Source organism: Streptomyces sp. H51 (assembly GCF_035656535.1).
In the GTDB taxonomy this organism is placed as follows: Bacteria; Actinomycetota; Actinomycetes; order Streptomycetales; family Streptomycetaceae; genus Streptomyces.
In genome coordinates, this window is the sequence record NZ_JAYMHD010000011.1 from 151,080 (window position 1) to 168,403 (window position 17,324).

Annotated in this window: 14 protein-coding genes and 1 pseudogene; 4 read left to right on the forward strand and 11 right to left on the reverse strand. The window is 71.7% G+C overall.

Features of this window, described 5'->3' with window-relative positions:
- The first annotated feature begins 126 nt into the window (after positions 1-126).
- A complete protein-coding gene (locus VKA29_RS01230) occupies positions 127-1,818 on the forward strand; it encodes a sodium:solute symporter family protein (RefSeq protein WP_324783213.1) in 1,692 nt (563 codons plus the stop codon).
- 31 nt (positions 1,819-1,849) lie between these two features.
- Positions 1,850-2,287 carry a hypothetical protein gene (locus VKA29_RS01235; RefSeq protein ID WP_420718414.1) on the forward strand — a complete coding sequence of 146 codons (438 nt, stop codon included), beginning with the start codon at positions 1,850-1,852 and terminating at the stop codon, positions 2,285-2,287.
- A 79-nt stretch (positions 2,288-2,366) separates the two neighbouring features.
- Here VKA29_RS01235 and VKA29_RS01240 read toward each other — a convergent pair whose 3' ends face one another.
- The 11 genes from VKA29_RS01240 to rsmI all read right to left on the reverse strand — a co-directional run bounded on the left by VKA29_RS01240 (position 2,367) and on the right by rsmI (position 14,987).
- A complete protein-coding gene (locus tag VKA29_RS01240; protein WP_324783214.1) occupies positions 2,367-2,786 on the reverse strand; it encodes a hypothetical protein in 420 nt (139 codons plus the stop codon).
- 158 nt (positions 2,787-2,944) lie between these two features.
- Positions 2,945-3,640, reverse strand: coding sequence for a helix-turn-helix transcriptional regulator (locus tag VKA29_RS01245; protein ID WP_324783215.1), 696 nt, complete (start codon positions 3,638-3,640; stop codon positions 2,945-2,947).
- A gap of 304 nt (positions 3,641-3,944) precedes the next feature.
- On the reverse strand, positions 3,945-5,816 hold the full coding sequence (locus VKA29_RS01250; RefSeq protein ID WP_324783216.1) for a PQQ-binding-like beta-propeller repeat protein: 1,872 nt from the start codon (positions 5,814-5,816) through the stop codon (positions 3,945-3,947).
- A gap of 58 nt (positions 5,817-5,874) precedes the next feature.
- A complete protein-coding gene (locus VKA29_RS01255; protein WP_324783217.1) occupies positions 5,875-7,731 on the reverse strand; it encodes a PQQ-binding-like beta-propeller repeat protein in 1,857 nt (618 codons plus the stop codon).
- A gap of 244 nt (positions 7,732-7,975) precedes the next feature.
- Entirely contained in the window at positions 7,976-9,793 is a 1,818-nt protein-coding gene (locus VKA29_RS01260) for an ABC-F family ATP-binding cassette domain-containing protein (RefSeq protein ID WP_324783218.1), read from the reverse strand.
- 238 nt (positions 9,794-10,031) lie between these two features.
- Complete coding sequence (locus VKA29_RS01265) at positions 10,032-10,160, reverse strand: hypothetical protein (RefSeq protein WP_324783219.1); 129 nt, start codon at positions 10,158-10,160, stop codon at positions 10,032-10,034.
- A 241-nt stretch (positions 10,161-10,401) separates the two neighbouring features.
- Positions 10,402-11,331 carry a 4-(cytidine 5'-diphospho)-2-C-methyl-D-erythritol kinase gene (locus VKA29_RS01270; RefSeq protein WP_324783220.1) on the reverse strand — a complete coding sequence of 310 codons (930 nt, stop codon included), beginning with the start codon at positions 11,329-11,331 and terminating at the stop codon, positions 10,402-10,404.
- Between the two features lie 123 nt (positions 11,332-11,454).
- Positions 11,455-12,321 carry a 16S rRNA (adenine(1518)-N(6)/adenine(1519)-N(6))-dimethyltransferase RsmA gene (gene rsmA / locus VKA29_RS01275; RefSeq protein ID WP_324783221.1) on the reverse strand — a complete coding sequence of 289 codons (867 nt, stop codon included), beginning with the start codon at positions 12,319-12,321 and terminating at the stop codon, positions 11,455-11,457.
- A gap of 127 nt (positions 12,322-12,448) precedes the next feature.
- Positions 12,449-13,363: a TatD family hydrolase gene (locus tag VKA29_RS01280; protein WP_324783222.1), complete on the reverse strand. Its 915-nt coding sequence runs from the start codon at positions 13,361-13,363 to the stop codon at positions 12,449-12,451.
- Positions 13,364-13,404: 41 nt separating this feature from the next.
- Entirely contained in the window at positions 13,405-13,893 is a 489-nt protein-coding gene (locus VKA29_RS01285) for a hypothetical protein (RefSeq protein WP_324783223.1), read from the reverse strand.
- Positions 13,894-14,126: 233 nt separating this feature from the next.
- Entirely contained in the window at positions 14,127-14,987 is an 861-nt protein-coding gene (gene rsmI, locus VKA29_RS01290) for a 16S rRNA (cytidine(1402)-2'-O)-methyltransferase (RefSeq protein ID WP_324783224.1), read from the reverse strand.
- A gap of 96 nt (positions 14,988-15,083) precedes the next feature.
- Here rsmI and VKA29_RS01295 point away from each other — a divergent pair, with 96 nt between their 5' ends.
- Both VKA29_RS01295 and VKA29_RS36875 read left to right on the forward strand, forming a co-directional pair.
- Complete coding sequence (locus tag VKA29_RS01295) at positions 15,084-16,838, forward strand: dolichyl-phosphate-mannose--protein mannosyltransferase (RefSeq protein WP_324783225.1); 1,755 nt, start codon at positions 15,084-15,086, stop codon at positions 16,836-16,838.
- Positions 16,839-16,943: 105 nt separating this feature from the next.
- Positions 16,944-17,322: pseudogene (locus VKA29_RS36875) on the forward strand (penicillin-binding protein); the annotation flags it as partial.
- Between the last annotated feature and the right edge of the window lie 2 nt (positions 17,323-17,324).

Genomic DNA, 17,324 nt, shown 5'->3' on the forward strand with positions numbered 1-17,324 from the left:
GAAACACAATGCACCAGCGGCGTCAACATCACAATCAAACAAAGGGCATCACCGAAAATGTTCGGACTGTGAACACAGGGCCGTAGATTCCGCACCGGATCAGTTCGCGCAACGAAGCGAGTTCATATGCAAACCCCCACAGATGCGGCCACCGAGCTGGCCGCGGCGCTACGACTCCCGACGAACGCACTCGACTACACGATCCTCGGCATGTACTTCGCCGTCGTCCTGGGCATCGGCTTCGCCGCACGCCAGTCGGTGCGGACGAGCCTCGACTTCTTCCTCTCCGGCCGCTCGCTGCCCGCCTGGATCACCGGCCTGGCCTTCATCTCCGCCAACCTCGGCGCCACCGAGATCCTCGGCATGGCCGCCAACAGCGCGCAGTACGGCGCCTACACCGTGCACTGGTACTGGATCGGCGCCGTCCCGGCCATGGTCTTCCTCGGCCTGGTGATGATGCCCTTCTACTACGGCTCCAAGGTGCGCTCGGTCCCCGAGTTCCTGCTGCTGCGCTTCGACAAGTGGGCGCACCTGCTGAGTGCGGCCCTGTTCGCCTTCGCCGCCGTGCTGATCGCCGGCGTGAACCTGTACTCACTGGCGATCATCGTGGAGGCCCTGCTCGGCTGGCCGCAGTGGGTGGCGATCGTGGTCGCCGGCTTCTTCGTGCTGGCGTACATCACCCTCGGCGGTCTGTCGTCCGCGATCTACAACGAGGTGCTGCAGTTCTTCGTCATCCTCGCCGCGCTCATCCCGATCGTCGTGCTGGGCCTGAAGAAGGTCGGCGGCTGGGGCGGCCTGACGGACAAACTCACGGCGAGCCACGGCGGCGACTTCGTCACCGCCTGGGGCGGCACCGGCATCGGCGACTCCAACCCGCTGGGTGCCAACTGGCTGACCATCGTGCTCGGCCTCGGCTTCGTGCTCTCCTTCGGCTACTGGACGACCAACTTCGCCGAGGTGCAGCGCGCCCTGTCCGCGAAGAACCTCTCGGCGGCCCAGCGCACCCCGCTGATCGCCGCGTTCCCCAAGATCTTCATCGTGTTCCTGGTCATGATCCCCGGCCTGGTGGCCGCCGTGCTGCTGCCCGGCATCGGCACCTCCGGCTCGGGCTACCAGTACAACCACGCGATCCCGTACCTGATGAAGGAGCTGCTGCCCAACGGTGTGCTCGGCATCGCGGTGACCGGCCTCGTCGCCGCCTTCATGGCGGGCATGGCGGCCAACGTGTCGTCCTTCAACACGGTGTTCACCAACGACATCTGGGGGCGGTACGTCATCCGGGGCCGCGCGGACGGCTACTACGTGAAGTTCGGCCGGCTCATCACCGCGATCGGCGTGCTGGCCTCGATCGGGACGGCGTTCCTGGCGTCGTCGTTCTCGAACATCATGAGCTACCTGCAGACGCTGTTCTCCTTCTTCAACGTGCCGATGTTCGTCGTCTTCGTGGTCGGCATGTTCTGGAAGCGCGCCTCCGTGAAGTCGGGCTTCTGGGGCCTGCTGGCCGGCACGACGGCCGCGATGGTCAACTACTTCGTCCTGTACAAGCAGGGCGTCATCGGCATCCCCACCGACCAGGGCGCCAACTTCGTCTCGGCGATCGCCGGCTTCGTCGCCGGCGCGGTGGTCATGGTCGCCGTGTCCCTGTTCACCGAGCCGAAGCCGGAGGAGGAACTGCAGGGCCTGGTCTACGGCACCCGGTCCCCCGGCATGGCCGAGCCGCCCGCCGCCGGCGACGACGCCTGGTACCGCAGGCCGGCCCTGCTGGGCTGGGGCGCCGTGATCCTCGCCGCCGCCTGCTACATCCCGTTCTCGATCTGACACCGGCCCGCCGACGAGGGAGTCTGAGACCATGAGCGAACGTTCCGGACCATCCGGCCATTCCGACGATTCCGGTCATTCCGGCGAATCCGGTTACTCCGGCGAATCCGGTTACTCCGGTTACTCCGGTTACTCCGAGAAGGACGTCCAGCGGGAGGTCTCCGACCTGGAGGCCAAGTCCGCCACCGCGGCCCGCATCTTCGACCTCCGCCGCATCATCGGCGGCCTCTTCGTGCTCTACGGCGTCATCGTCATGATCACCGGCCTGACGGACTCCGCCGCCGAGATCGACAAGGCGCAGGGCGTCAACATCAACCTGTGGACCGGGCTGGGGATGCTGCTGCTGGGCGTCTTCTTCCTGGCCTGGCTGAAGCTTCGCCCGACTCCCCCGCCGACTCCGGAGACGGAGACCGAGACCGAGACCGCGCCGGGGCCCCGGAACGAGCCGGACGACAGACCGGCGAGCTGACGGCGGCGGGGCGGGCCCGAGCGGGACGGGGGTCCGCCCAGGGGGCTCCCGGCCCGCCGCGCTCAACCGAGCGGCCCGATCAGTAGTAAGGGTTGCCGTCCCACGGAGAGGTGTCGCAGGAGATCGGGGTGTCACCTTCGAACGTGCATACCTGGATACGCATCGCCCAGATGCCGTTCGAGTCGGTCAGCGAGGTGGACCAATTGGCCGTGACTCCGTAGCCGCCGTAGTTGTAACGCCACGCGTAGCTGGTCACGTTTCGGAGCGGATCCTCGGACTGCGCCCGTACCCGGACGTGATGCCCATCGGCTGCGGTGTCCTGCACCGCCAGGATGATGCTGTACGCGTTGGTCCTGCTCTTGTAGTAGAACTCGCCCCAGCCTCGGGAACCAGAGGCCTCGCCGTACACGTCGCCAGCGAGTGCGGGTGAAGCGGCGAAGGCCAGAGTCGCCGCAGCGGCCGCCCCCACGGTGAGGCCACGGCGTAATGTCAACTTCAAAGCTCCCCCAACGTTCGGCAACAGAAGGTGTGTCGGCGGGGATCATAGGGCTTTGACCACACGCTCAGCACGGCCAGAATAATTATGTGATCCACATCACACAGAGTCGTTCGGCGGAGTCACGAGACCCGCAGCATCACCGAGATTTTTCTTCGCCGTCAGGAACCTGCGGGGCGGCGTTCAGGTACAGGCAATGCTGCACGATCCAACAGTCCCGTTCGGGCCGCCAGGGCCGCCGCCTCCAGGCGGGAGCCCACGCCCAGTTTCATCAGGACGCGCTGGACGTGGGTGCGGGCGGTGGACGGGGCGATGCCCATACCGGCCGCGATCAGCCGGGTGTCCTCCCCGTCGGCGACCCTGACCAGGACCTCGACCTCCCTCGGGGTGAGCAGCTGCAGCAGGCGCTGACCCTCGTCGTCGGGCTGGGCGGCCGGGTTCAGCAGCTCGCTGAAGGCGCCCTGGAGCAACTGCGGGGCCACCGCCGCCTCACCCGCCCTGGCTTTCATGATCGCCCGCTCGACGCCCTCGATGCGCTCGTCGTGCCGTACGTAGCCGGAGGCGCCCGCGGCGAAGGCCGCCGCGATGCCGCGCGGGCTGGGCACGGGGCCCAGCACCAGGACGGCGACCTGCGGCCGCTCCCGCTTGATCTTCACCACCGGGTCGAAGACACCCGGCTCGGCCGGAGTCGCCGTGCCCAGCAGGCACACCTCCGGCGCACGGCTGATCACCAGCTCCGCCGCGCCCGCGGCGGGCGCCGCCGCGGCGAGCACCCGGTGTCCCCGCAGCTTCAGCGCCGAGGCCAGCGCCTCGGCGAGCAGTCGGTGGTCGTCGACCACCATCAGCCGCACACCCATCGAGCAAACCCCCAGTCCCCCCAGTGGATCCCACCGACGCTCCACTATGGATGCCCACCGGCCCACTGGTCCGCACGGACAGAAGCCCCCTCCCGGCTCCCCCCGCTTCTCATGCCCCCGGAAGCTACACGCTTGTTCGACGTTGCGCTTCCCCTACCGGCGAGAAGTGCCCCGGATCGGCGGAGTTTCTCGTTGTTCCGGGCCCGCGGGCCGTGGGCGGTAAGAACGACGGCCCCACCCCCTCGAACAGGGTTCCCTGAACGGGGCGGGGCCGCCGGGGCGTGCGACGGGCTGGGCCGACGGGTCAGCCGCCGGTGCCGAAGGCGAGCGCCAGGTACTCCTTGCCGTACGTACTCGCTGTCTCGTCCGCATAGAGCGCTGACAAGTACAGACGGCCCCTGGCGTAGATGATCTCCGAGGACTCCGGGGACATGCTGGTCTCCGCGTCCCGCACCGACTCGGTCGCCGGGTTCTCCAGAAGCGTGGTCTGCTTGAGGGAGTCCCCGTCGATGCTGACGATCTGGCCGCCCTTGTCGTACGGCGGCCGCTTGTACGCGATCAGGTTGCTGCCGTCCATGCGCAGCGGGGTGATGGTGTAGCCGTCGCCGGAGTCGGCCCGCCCGCCGGTCATCTTGCCGGTGGCCAGGTCGAAGGCGACGATCTCGTTGGCCCGGCCGTACGTCCCGGAGGTGTCGTCCTCCTCGGTGGGCACGTAGAGCCGGTCGGCGCCGACGGCGAGTCCGGTGCAGTACTCGATCTTCGTTATGCCGTCGCAGCGGGCCGCGTACTGGTCGCCCGGCGCCGAGATCCGGGTGCGGAGCCGACCGGTCTTGTTGTCGATGGAGAAGAAGTCCGAGATGCCGCTGCCGTCGCCCGCGCTGTCGCCGACGTCGGCGGCCACGACCAGCGGGTCGGTCGACACGACGGCGGCGTACTCGATGCCGTCGCTCATCCTGTACTCCGAGATGACCTTCCCGGACTTCGGGTCGATGGTCTGGACGTGCAGCTGCCGCTGGTCGTAGGAGCCGCACTTGCGCACCGCGACCAGCTTGGGTCCGCCCCCGTACCCGGCGTCGTAGCAGCTGTCGGTAGCCTTCGGGGCCCACAGCGTCTTGCCGTCGGAGATGTTGAACGCCGCACCGCCGCTGGTGCTGCCCACCGCCACCGTCTCCGCGCTGACCGTGACGTTGTCCAAGCTGATCAGGCGGTCACCGGACTTCACCGTCTTCGTCCACAGCTTCTTGCCCGCGTTCAGGTCGAGCGCCGCGACCTGGCTGCAGCCGTGCGACGGCTCCGCCTTGGTGGGCATCGCGGGCTCGTAGACGATCGCCGTCAGGCCGTTGTCGGTGGCGTGCGGGCTGGCGTGGCACACCGGGCCGGGCAGTTCGATCGTCCACAGCTTGGTGCCCTTGGCCGGGTCGTAGCCGTCGATCTCGGCGACGCCGCTCTTGACGTACGCCTTGCCGGTGAGCCAGGAGCCGGAGACGACGATGCTGCTGTCGCCCTTGACCTGGGGCGCCGGGATCTGGAAGAGGACCTGGGCGCTCGGGTCGGAGGGCACCTTCTCCTCGCCGCCGGAGGTCGTGCCCCCGGGGCCGCCCTTGTCGTCCTTCCCGTCCTTGCCGCCGGTGCCGCCGCTGGAGCCGGCGGTGTCGTCCTTCTTGCCGCCGTCCTTGCCGGAGGAGTACCAGATGCCGCCGCCGATGATCAGCGCCATCGCCACGACGGCCGAGACGATGATCAGTAGCTGGGTGTTGGGCTTCCGCCCGCCGGCCGCCCCTCCCACCTGCGGGTACATCGGCACGGTCGCCTGCGGATGGCCGTAGCCGGGCTGCTGGCCGTACTGGTTCTGCGGCTGGCCGTACGGGTTCGGCTGCTGGCCGGAGGCCGTCGGCTGCTGGCCGTAGGGATTCGGCTGCTGGTCGTACGGGTTCGGCTGCTGACCCGGGTAGCCGTAACCGGGCGGTGCCTGCGGAGTCGGGGCGGTGGGCGGCTGCGGGGGCTGTTGGGGCTGGGGCTGCTGGGGCTGCTGGGGCTGCTGGGGCTGCTGGGGCTGCTGCGGGTAGCCGTAGCCCGGCTGCGGTTGCGGTTGCGGGGGCTGCGGCTGGTCCTGGGGCGGGCCGAAGCCGCCCTGCTGCGGCGGCTCGTTGGGCGGCGGGGGCGGCGGCTGGGTCATGACGCGGGTACCTCGGAAACGGGGGTGGCGGACGGCGGGCGGAGACGCGGCAGAAGGGTCACTTGCCGAAGGCGAGCATCAACTTCTCCTTCGCCTCGTCGTTGCCGGTCAGCCGGGTCGAGGAGAGGTAGAAGCGCCCGTCCACCCAGTCGAAGGCCTTCGAGTAGAAGCCGTTCTCGATCTGAGCGGTGCTCTGCGGGTTCTGCAGCAGCTTGACCGGCTCGTGGCCGGAGCCGCTCGTCGGGATCGCCACGACCTGGCCGCCCGCGTCGTAGGACGGCTCCACGTACGCGATGAGCTTGCCGCCCTCGACCTTCATCGGCAGCATCGACTCGTCCGCCGGGGACTTGACGCGCCACTTCTCCTTGCCGTTCGCGAGGTCTATCGCCACCACCTCGTTCGCCCCGGTGGTCGCCTCCGTGGGCAGGTACAGGGTGTCGCCGTCGACGGCCACGCCCTGGCAGCCCTGCAGGTCACGCTGGAGGATGGCCCATCCGCACACGGGGGCGAAGTCCTCGTCGAAGCCCACCTGCGAGCGGAACTTGCCGCTGGAGGTGAAGGCGGCGATGTTCCACGCCTTCTTGTCCTTGTTCGTGCTGTAGACGACCAGCGGGTCGAGGGAGTACGTGCGGGCGATCGTCCAGCCCTTGTCGAACTTCTGCGTCCACTTCGCCTTGCCCGTCACCGGGTCGAGCTCCTGGATCTCGTCGTGCTCGTTCGACCCGGTGGCGTCGCAGGACGCGACGGAGATCAGCTTGCTGCCGCCGGCGAAGGCGGTCGGGAAGCAGGACTCGCCGTACTTCGTCTTCTCGTACAGCTTCTTGCCGGTCGCGAGGTCGTAGGCCACCCCGGACTGCGAGCGGCCCACCATCAGCGTGTTCCCGGTGACGGACATGCTGATGGTGATCGCGCTGTCGAACAGCGCGCCGTCGCCGATCTTGGTGCTCCAGCCCTTCTCTCCGGTGTTCAGGTCGAGTTGCTGGAGCTGGTTGCACTTGGCGCGGTCGCTGGTGCCGCTCTCGTACGCCACGACGACCTTGTCGTCGGCCGACTTCTGCGGGGTGACGGCGCAGACCTTCTGCGGAAGGGTGATCGGGTCCCAGGCGGGGTTGCCGTCGCCGACGTTGTACGCGGAGACCTGCTTGTACGCGGCCTTCACCGCCACCTTGTCGGTGATCCACATGCCGGGGGCGTCGGCGCCGGAACCGGGCGCGTCCGGGGCCTCCTTGTACCAGAGCACCTTGGCCTCACCGGCCTGGCGGCCGGCGTTGAAGTTCTCCGGGTCCGCGCCGCCGTCGCCGCTGCCGTCACCGGGGTTGACCGGGGCGGAGGCGGACGCGGACGCCTTGGGGTCGTCGCTCTTCTGGGCGACCGGCTTGCCGTCGTCGTCGTCGCCCCCGCTGGTGGCGGCGAAGACGGTGCCGCCGATCACGGCCAGCGCGGCCACCGCCGCGGCGACGACGAGGGCGGGCCTGCCCTTGAAGGGGTTGCCGGAGCCGGACCCGGGCGGCGGGGTGCCGGGCGCGCCGGGGTACTGCGGCTGCGGGTAGCCGTAACCGGGCTGGGCGCCGTACGGCCCCGGCTGCTGCGGCTGACCGTACGGGCCGGGCCCGCCGTACGGGCCCTGCGGGTACGAGCCCTGCGCGTACGGGCCGGGCTGCGGCTGGCCGTAGGGGCCGGCGGGCTGCTGGCCGTACGGGCCGGACTGCTGCGGGGGTTGGGGAGCCTGGGGGGCCTGCGGGGCCTGCGGGGCCTGGGGGTAGCCGTAGCCGGGCTGGGGCGCGCCGGACGACGGGGTCTGCGGGGGCGGTGGGGTCTGCGGGGCCCCGAAGCCGCCCTGCGGCTGCTGCGGTGGCTGGTCCTGCGGTGCTCCGAAACCGCCGGGCTGCGGCGGCTGGTTGGGCGGCTGAGTCATCAGCGCCTCTCCCCCTCGTTCACTGATTTTTAGCCAGGCCCTGCGGCATGTGACGGACCCAGAGTCGTACTCAGACAGTTCTCGGACGGCCCTTTGTATCACCCGGCACCGACAGCGAAGGGGGCCGTGTCCTCCCCCGTTCCCAAGGGAGGACCGGCCCGTGATGCCGTCGTTACGCGCCTTCACGGCCCCTTCACGCGGCGCGCGCGGCGCGTTCGCCTGGGGTCCGGTGCGGCGTGGACTTCTAGGCGTCTTCGGCCAGTTCGAGCCAGCGCAGCTCCAGCTCCTCACGCTGGCCGGCCAGGTCCCGCAGTTCGGCGTCGAGTTCGGCGACCTTCCCGAAGTCGGTCGCGTGCTCGGCGATCTGGGCGTGCAGCTTGCTCTCACGCTCGGAGACCTTGTCCAACTGCCGCTCGATCTTCTGCAGTTCCTTCTTCGCCGCCCGTTGGTCGGCGGCGCTCCGCTGGGGGGCGCCGGCGTCGTCGGCGGGCTTCTCGGCGACCGGCGCCGCGGCGGCCGCCGCCTCCTCCATGCGGTGGCGGCGCTCCAGGTACTCGTCGATGCCGCGCGGCAGCATCCGCAGCGTGGCGTCGCCGAGCAGCGCGAACACCCGGTCCGTGGTGCGCTCGATGAAGAACCGGTCGTGCGAGATGACGATCATCGAGCCGGGCCAGCCGTCGAGGACGTCCTCCAGCTGGTTGAGCGTCTCGATGTCGAGGTCGTTGGTGGGCTCGTCGAGGAAGAGGACGTTGGGCTCGTCCATGAGCAGGCGGAGCAGTTGCAGGCGGCGGCGTTCACCGCCGGACAGGTCGCCGACGGGCGTCCACTGCTTCTCCTTGTTGAAGCCGAACGTCTCGCACAGCTGCCCGGCCGTCATCTCCCGTCCCTTGCCGAGGTCGACGCGCTCGCGCACCCGCTGCACGGCCTCCAGCACGCGCAGGTTCGGGTCGAGTTCGCCCACCTCCTGCGAGAGGTAGGCGAGCTTGACGGTCCTGCCGACGGCGATCCGGCCGCCCGCGGGCTGCGCCTCGCCCTCCGTCCGCGCCGCGTCGGCCATCGCCCGCAGCAGGGAGGTCTTCCCGGCGCCGTTGACGCCGACCAGGCCGATGCGGTCGCCGGGTCCGAGCTGCCAGGTGACGTGCTTGAGCAGCACCTTCGGGCCCGCCTGCACGGTGACGTCCTCGAGGTCGAAGACCGTCTTGCCGAGCCGCGAGGAGGCGAACTTCATCAGCTCGCTGCTGTCGCGCGGCGGCGGTACGTCCTTGATGAGCTCGTTGGCCGCCTCGACCCGGAAGCGGGGCTTGGAGGTGCGGGCGGGCGCGCCGCGCCGCAGCCAGGCCAGCTCCTTGCGGACCAGGTTCTGCCGCTTGACCTCCTCGGTCGCGGCGATGCGCTCGCGCTCGGCGCGCGCGAAGACGTAGTCCGAGTAACCGCCCTCGTACTCGTACACGGTCCCGCGCTGCACGTCCCACATGCGGGTGCAGACCTGGTCGAGGAACCAGCGGTCGTGGGTGACGCACACGAGGGCGGAACGCCGCTCGCGCAGGTGTCGCGCCAGCCATGCGATGCCCTCGACGTCGAGGTGGTTCGTCGGCTCGTCCAGGACGATCAGGTCCTGCTCGTCGATGAGCAGTTTGGCGAGCGCGATACGGCGCCGCTCGCCGCCGGAGAGCGGGCCGATGACGGTGTCCAGTCCCTGCGGGAACCCCGGCAGGTCGAGGCCGCCGAACAGCCCCGTCAGCACGTCCCTGATCTTCGCGTTCCCGGCCCACTCGTGGTCGGCCAGGTCCCGGATGACCTCGTGGCGGACGGTTGCGGCCGGGTCGAGGGAGTCGTGCTGGGTCAGCACGCCGAGCCGGAGCCCGCCGGAGTGGGTGACCCTTCCGGTGTCGGTCTCCTCCAGCTTGGCCAGCATCCGGATCAGGGTGGTCTTGCCGTCGCCGTTGCGGCCGACGACACCGATGCGGTCCCCTTCGGAGACGCCGAGGGAGACGCCGTCGAGCAGGGCACGGGTGCCGTACACCTTGCTGACGTTCTCGACATTGACCAGGTTGACGGCCATTTCTCTCCTGCCCGGGGGGTCGGTCAGCCTCCCAGCCTAATGTGCGTCGGCCGGTGGGCGGTCGCGGCGGTCGCCGCACGGGGCTGGGCACCGCCCGGCGCACGACTCGACTTCACGCCCGGCGCCCACGACTCCGCGTCACGCGCGGGGCGCGCACCGCTCCGCTTCACGCCAAGCGCGCACTGCCTCGCCCCACGCTTGGCGCGCACTGCTCCACCTCACGCCGGGCGCGCACGCTTCACCCCGCGCCCAGCGTGCACCACTCCGCCCCGCGCCCAGCGCACAGCACCTCGCCCCGCGCCCGCTGCTTCGCTTCGCGCCCGGCCTGCGCCTTCACTCCCGCGCCGGGCGGGACGGCGTTCGTCACGCGCCCAGCGCACACGCTTCGCCCCGCGCCCAGCGTGCACCACTCCGCCCCGCGCCCAGCGCACAGCACCTCGCCCCGCGCCCGCTGCTTCGCTTCGCGCCCAGGCATGCGCTGCCTCGCCCCAGACCCGGCACGCACCACTCCGCCTCGCGCCCAGCGCACAGCGCCTCGCCCCGCGCCCGCTGCTTCGCTTCGCGCCCGGCCTGCGCCTTCACTCCCGCGCCGGGCGGGACGGCGTTCGTCACGCGCCGGCGTGCACGCTCTCGTCGCGCGCCGCGCCGAGCACCGTCGCGCCGGGCGCCGGCCCCGACGCCGTGCGCACCGTTCGGCACTTGCCCGAGGCGTGCAGGGCCTGCGCCACCGCGGCCGCCGACCGCGGGTCGCGGGCGAGGAACGCCGTGGTCGGGCCCGAGCCGGAGACCAGCGCGGCCAGCGCGCCCGCGGCACGGCCGGCGGCGAGGGTGGCGGCGAGTTCGGGGAAGAGCGACAGGGCGGCGGGCTGCAGGTCGTTGGAGACGGCGGCGGCGAGCGCGTCGGGGTCGCCCGCCGCGAGGGCGTCGAGCAGTTCCCGGGAGGCGACCGGGTCGGGGATGTCGACGCCCTCGCCCAGCCGGTCGAACTCGCGGAAGACGGCCGGCGTCGACAGCCCGCGCGCGGCCATCGCGAACACCCAGTAGAAGGTGCCGCCGACCTCGAGGAGTTGCAGTTTCTCGCCCCGCCCGGTGCCGAGCGCCGCCCCGCCGACCAGGCTGAACGGCACGTCGCTGCCCAGCTCGGCGCAGATGTCGAGGAGTTCCTCGCGCGAGGCGCCGGTGCCCCAGAGCGCGTCGCACGCCGCCAGCGCGCCCGCGCCGTCCGCGCTGCCGCCCGCCATGCCGCCGGCCACCGGGATGTCCTTGGCGATGTGGATGTGCACGTCGGGACGGAGCCCGTACCGCCCGGCGAGCGCCTCGGCCGCGCGCGCCGCCAGATTCGTGCGGTCGAGGGGGACCTGGTCGGCGTCCGGGCCCTCGCAGGTGACGCGGAGTTCGTCGGCCGGGGTGACCGTGACCTCGTCATACAGGCCGACCGCGAGGAAGACGTTGGCCAGGTCGTGGTAACCGTCGGGGCGGGCGGCGCCCACCGCGAGCTGGACGTTGACCTTGGCGGGCACGCGTACGGTGACGCTCACTGCTGACCGGGCTCCTTGTTGTCGGCGGGCTGAGCTGGACGGACTCGGCGGACCGGGTGGGCTGAGCCGAGCGGACCGGGCGGACCGGGCCGGGCGGCCCGGCGGCTCGGCCCGGCCGGCGGGTCATGCGGGCCGACGCTGCTCGGCGATGCGCGCGAACTCCTCGACGCCCAGGGCCTCACCGCGCGCCTGCGGCGACACCCCGGCGGCGACCAGGGCCGCCTCGGCGGCGGCGGCCGATCCGGCCCACCCGGCGAGCGCGGCCCGCAGCGTCTTGCGCCGCTGCGCGAACGCGGCGTCGACGACGGCGAACACCTCGGCCTTCGAGGCGGTGGTCTTGACCGGCTCGGCCCGGCGGACGAGCGAGACCAGCCCGCTGTCGACGTTCGGAGCGGGCCAGAAGACGTTGCGGCCGATGGCGCCGGCCCGCTTGACGTCGGCGTACCAGTTGGCCTTCACGGACGGGACGCCGTAGACCTTGGAGCCGGGGGCGGCGGCGAGGCGGTCGGCGACCTCCGCCTGGACCATGACGAGGGTGCGCTCGATGCTCGGGAAGGTGTCGAGCATGTGCAGCAGGACGGGCACGGCGACGTTGTACGGGAGGTTCGCGACCAGCGCGGTCGGCGGCGGGCCCGGCAGTTCGGTCACGTGCATCGCGTCGGAGTGGACCAGCGTGAAGCGGTCGGCGCGCTGCGGCATGCGGGCCGCCACGGTGGCGGGCAGGGCGGCGGCCAGCACGTCGTCGATCTCGACGGCGGTGACGCGGTCGGCGGCTTCCAGCAGCGCGAGGGTGAGGGAGCCGAGCCCCGGGCCGACCTCCACCACCACGTCGTCCGGGCGGACCTCGGCGGTGCGGACGATGCGGCGGACCGTGTTCGCGTCGATCACGAAGTTCTGGCCGCGCTGCTTGGTGGGGCGCACTCCGAGGGCGGCCGCCAGTTCACGGACGTCGGCGGGGCCCAGGAGGGCGTCGGGGGTGGGGCTGCTCACGGCGACAAGGGTACGGGGCGCCGGCGCGGGCCCGCTCACCCGTGCGCGCGCCCGCCCCCCGCACCCCACGGTGCGGCCCGGGGCCCGGGGCGCGGGCGACCCCGGGTCCGGGGCGCGGGCGACCCGGCTACGCGGGGTCGCACCCCGTCGGCGCGTACCCGAAAGCGCGCGCGGTGTTCGCCGCGAGTGCCGTGGCCAGCGCGTCCTCGTCGATGCCGCGCACGGCGGCCATGGCGCGCACGGTGACCGGCACGAGATACGGGGCGTTGGGCCGGCCTCGGTAGGGCGCCGGGGTCAGGAAGGGCGCGTCCGTCTCCACCAGCAGCAGTTCCAGCGGGGCCACCGCCAGGGCGTCCCGCAGGTGCTGGGCGTTCTTGAAGGTGACGTTGCCGGCGAAGGACATGAAGTACCCGGCGGCGGCGCACACCTCGGCCATCTCGGCGTCCCCGGAGTAGCAGTGGAACACCGTCCGCTCCGGCGCGCCCTCCTCCTTCAGCACGCGCAGTACGTCGGCGTGGGCGTCGCGGTCGTGGATGACGAGGGCCTTGCCGTGCCGCTTGGCGATCTCGATGTGGGCGCGGAAGGAGCGCTCCTGCGCCTCCTTGCCCTCGGGCCCGGTGCGGAAGTAGTCGAGCCCGGTCTCCCCGACGCCCTTGACCTGCGGCAACGCGGCCAGCCTGTCGATCTCGGCGAGGGCCTCGTCGAGGCCGGCGTTCCCGCCCGGTTCCCGCGCTGCCTGCCTGGACCAGCCGTCGGGGTCGCCGTGCACGATGCGCGGGGCCTCGTTGGGGTGCAGGGCGACGGCCGCGTGGACGGCGTCGTACGCGGCGGCCGTCTCGGCGGCCCACCGCGAGCCGGATACGTCGCACCCCACCTGGACGACCGTCGTCACGCCCACCGAGGCGGCCTTCGCGAGGGCGTCCCGCACCGTGCCGGACTGCATGTCGAGGTGGGTGTGGGAGTCGGCGACCGGCACCCGGAGGGGTTCCGGGAGCGGTGGCGCCGCGTGCTTGTCGCGGGAACCGGAGGCGTTCGAAGGCATGCCCCGATCCTACGGAAGGGGCATGCCGCCTCAGCGGGCGATCAGCTCGCCCTGCGGTGGAAGGGGTGCAGGAGATCGGACAGCTGCCAGTGACGGCGCTCCTCGGCCTGCGCGCCGCCGGCGGCTGCCACGGCCTCGGCGGCCCTCGCCGCCGCCACGGACGCCTGCGCGGCCTGCGCGGCCTGTGCGGCCTCCGCGGCCGGAACCCGCGGCGCCTCCACCGGCCCGGCCAGCGGCACCGTACGGTGCCGGTGCACCGCGTCGCGCACCGAGGAGACCTGGCCGGCCCGCATGATCCGGACGACGTGGCTGTCGCAGTTGAAGCACGTCGGCCTGCTCAACGGCGACGGCACGACCTCGCCGTCGGCCACGTACATGACGAACTCCTGGCCGTCGGCGTCGGTGTGGTGCTCTATCTCGTACGACTGCTCCCAGCCCTGCCCGCAGCGCATGCAGGCGAAGGAATAGGACTCGTGCACGACGGCGGTCGCCGCGCGGCGGAAACCGGTCTGCCCTGCGATGTCGCTCATGCCAGCTCCTCTGGTCCGCTGGACACAGGGACGGGTGCGTCCCTGCGACCAGTGGACGCTTCTACCGGCGCGAATGCATCAGGCCTGCCGAGTGTTGGATCCGATTTGGACTCTGCTTGCCGAAACGGTCCCGCTCGCCCGGTCTGGCTTTCCCTCCACGATAGCCCTTTTGCCTGCCCGTGGGGCGCCCGCTCAGTAGAGATGCGCCCTGCTCAGAGGGGGTACGGAAGGTCTCAGGGGGCACTTTGGGAAGCCGCGTTCTTCGCTGCCACAACGGCGTCGAAGACTTCCCGTTTGGGCAGCCCGGCTTCCGCCGCCACCGCCGCGATGGCCTCCTTGCGCCGCTCCCCCGCCTCCTCTCGGACCCGCACCCGGCGCACCAGTTCCGCGGCGTCGAGTTCCCCGGGCGCCTGCTCGGGAGCGCCCTCGACGACGACCGTGATCTCGCCCCGCACGCCCTCGGCCGCCCAGGCGGCGAGCTCCCCCAGACCGCCGCGCCTGACCTCCTCGTACGTCTTGGTCAGCTCCCGGCAGACGGCGGCCCGGCGCTCGGCGCCGAAGACCTCCGCCATGGCGGCGAGGGTGTCGTCGAGCCGGTGCGGGGCCTCGAAGTAGACGAGCGTGCGCCGCTCCCCGGCCACCTCGCGCAGCCGTGTGAGCCGCTCGCCGGCCTTGCGCGGCAGGAACCCCTCGAAGCAGAACCGGTCGACGGGCAGCCCGGACAGGGCGAGCGCGGTCAGCACGGCGGACGGGCCGGGCACGGCGGTGACCCGGACGTCCTTCTCCACGGCCGCCGCGACCAGCCGGTAGCCGGGGTCGGACACCGACGGCATGCCGGCGTCGGTCACCAGCAGCACGCGCGCGCCGTTCACGAGTTCCTCGACCAGTTCGGGGGTGCGGGCGGACTCGTTGCCCTCGAAGTACGACACCACCCGACCCCGGGGCGTGACGCCGAGCGCCTGCGTCAGCCGCCGCAGCCGCCGGGTGTCCTCGGCGGCGACGACGTCGGCCGCCGCCAGTTCCTGCGCGAGCCGGGGCGGCGCGTCCGCGACATCGCCGATGGGGGTACCGGCCAAGACAAGGGTTCCAGTCACGCCCCCATCCTCCCAGTGCCCCGCGGAACGGGACGCATCCGGACCGGTAGCGGCCATGCACGGGACTCACACAGCGCGGTTCCCTACGATGGCGCGGTGACCAGTACCGCGTCCTCCACGGACACCCGGCAGGGCCAGTCCCCGCACGACCCGCGGCTGTCGTGGCAGCAGCGGCTGCGCCGCTTCGGCTACCGGGCGGGGCCCGCAGGCGGCGACGTGCGCGAGCGCCTGGTGCCCCCGTACGCCGAGCCCGCCCCGCGCCTGTGGCAGGTCCTCGGGGTGCCCCCGACGCTCGCCGACCGGTTCACGCGCTGGTCGGGCTGGGGCGGCCCGCTGCTGGTCACGCTGTTCGCGGGCCTGATGCGCTTCTGGAACCTGGGCAGCCCGAAGGCGGTGATATTCGACGAGACGTACTACGCCAAGGACGCCTGGGCGCTCGTCCACCGCGGCTACGAGGTCAACTGGGACAAGCTGGGCAAGAACGCCAACGACCTGATCCTGGCGAAGAACGGGCACGTCACGATCCCGTCGGACGCGGCGTACGTGGTGCATCCGCCGGTCGGCAAGTACGTCATCGGGCTGGGCGAGCTGATCTTCGGGTTCGACCCGTTCGGCTGGCGGTTCATGACCGCGCTGCTGGGGACGCTGTCCGTGCTGATGCTGTGCCGCATCGGGCGCCGGCTGTTCCGCTCCACCTTCCTCGGCTGTCTCGCGGGCGCGCTGATGGCCGTGGACGGGCTGCACTTCGTGATGAGCCGCACCTCGCTGCTCGACGGGGTGCTGATGTTCTTCGTGCTGGCCGCGTTCGGCTGCCTGCTGATCGACCGCGACAAGGCGCGCGCGAGACTCGCCGCCGCGCTCCCGGTGGGCCCCGACGGCCGGGTCCGCCCGGACCCGGCCGTGGCGGAGCGCCTGGGCATGCTGTGGCGGCCGTGGCGCTGGCTGGCGGGCCTGATGCTGGGCCTGGCCATCGGCACCAAGTGGAACGGCCTGTACGTGATGGTGGCGTTCTGCGTGATGAGCGTACTGTGGGACGTCGGCTCCCGCAGGGTCGCCGGCGCCCGCCACCCGCACATGGCGGTGCTCAAGCACGACGTGGGCCTGGCCTTCCTCGCCACGGTGCCGGTCGCGCTGGTGACGTACCTGGTCTCGTGGACCGGCTGGATCCTCTCCCCGACGGACGGCTCCGGCGGCTACTTCCGCAACTGGGCCGCGACCGACGGCAAGGGCGGCAACTGGACCTGGCTGTTCCCGGACTGGTGGCGCAGCCTGTGGCACTACGAGCACGAGGTCTACAGGTTCCACGTCGGCCTGTCCTCGCCGCACACCTACCAGTCCAACCCGTGGAGCTGGATCGTCGACGGCCGCCCGGTGTCGTACTTCTACGAGTCGCCCTCGCCCGGCACGGACGGCTGCCCCGTCGACGCGGGCGGGAAGTGCGCGCGCGAGGTGCTGGCGCTGGGCACACCGCTGCTGTGGTGGGCGGCCGCCTTCGCCGTCGTGTACGTCCTGTGGCGCTGGCTGCTGCGCCGCGACTGGCGGGCCGGCGCCATCGCCTGCGGCGTCGCGGCGGGCTACCTGCCCTGGTTCCTGTACCAGGAGCGGACGATCTTCTTCTTCTACGCCGTCGTCTTCGTGCCGTTCCTGTGCCTGGCGGTGGCGATGATGCTCGGCGCGATCGTCGGACCGCCCGGCTCCAGCGACACCCGCCGGGTGGCCGGGGCCACCGGCGCGGGAGTGCTGGTGCTGCTGATCGCCTGGAACTTCATCTACTTCTGGCCCCTCTACACCGGCACCGCCATCCCGATCGACGACTGGCGGTCGCGGATGTGGCTGGATACCTGGGTGTAGCGGGCCCTGCCCGGCCGTCTTCGGACAACAGGGGAAACTGCGCTCACAGCCGCCTCTCGCCCTGCTTACCCCGCGGGCATCGCGACGGGGAAACGGGGAGGGACCATGGGCAGGGGCGTCAGGACCGCCGTCATAGGCGGTGTGTTCGCCGTGCTGGTGGGAGGGGCGGGGTACGGGGCCTACAACCTGCTGTCCGCGCTGAACGGCGACGGGGGAACGACGGCCGGCGCGGCGGCGCCGGCGAGGACGGGGCCGCCCGACGCCGACGAGGTCGGCGAGACGACCGGGAAGTTCTTCGCGGCCTGGGAGAAGGGCCGCGCGGCCGAGGCGGCCACGTACACGAACGACGCGGCGGCGGCCGAACCGCTGCTGACGGCCTACGCCGACGACGCGCACATCGGCCGCGTGCGGATCACGCCGGGCCGGGCAGACGGGGCGACCGGTGCGGGCGACGATGTCGTACGAGGGCGGGTCCAAGTCGCTCGG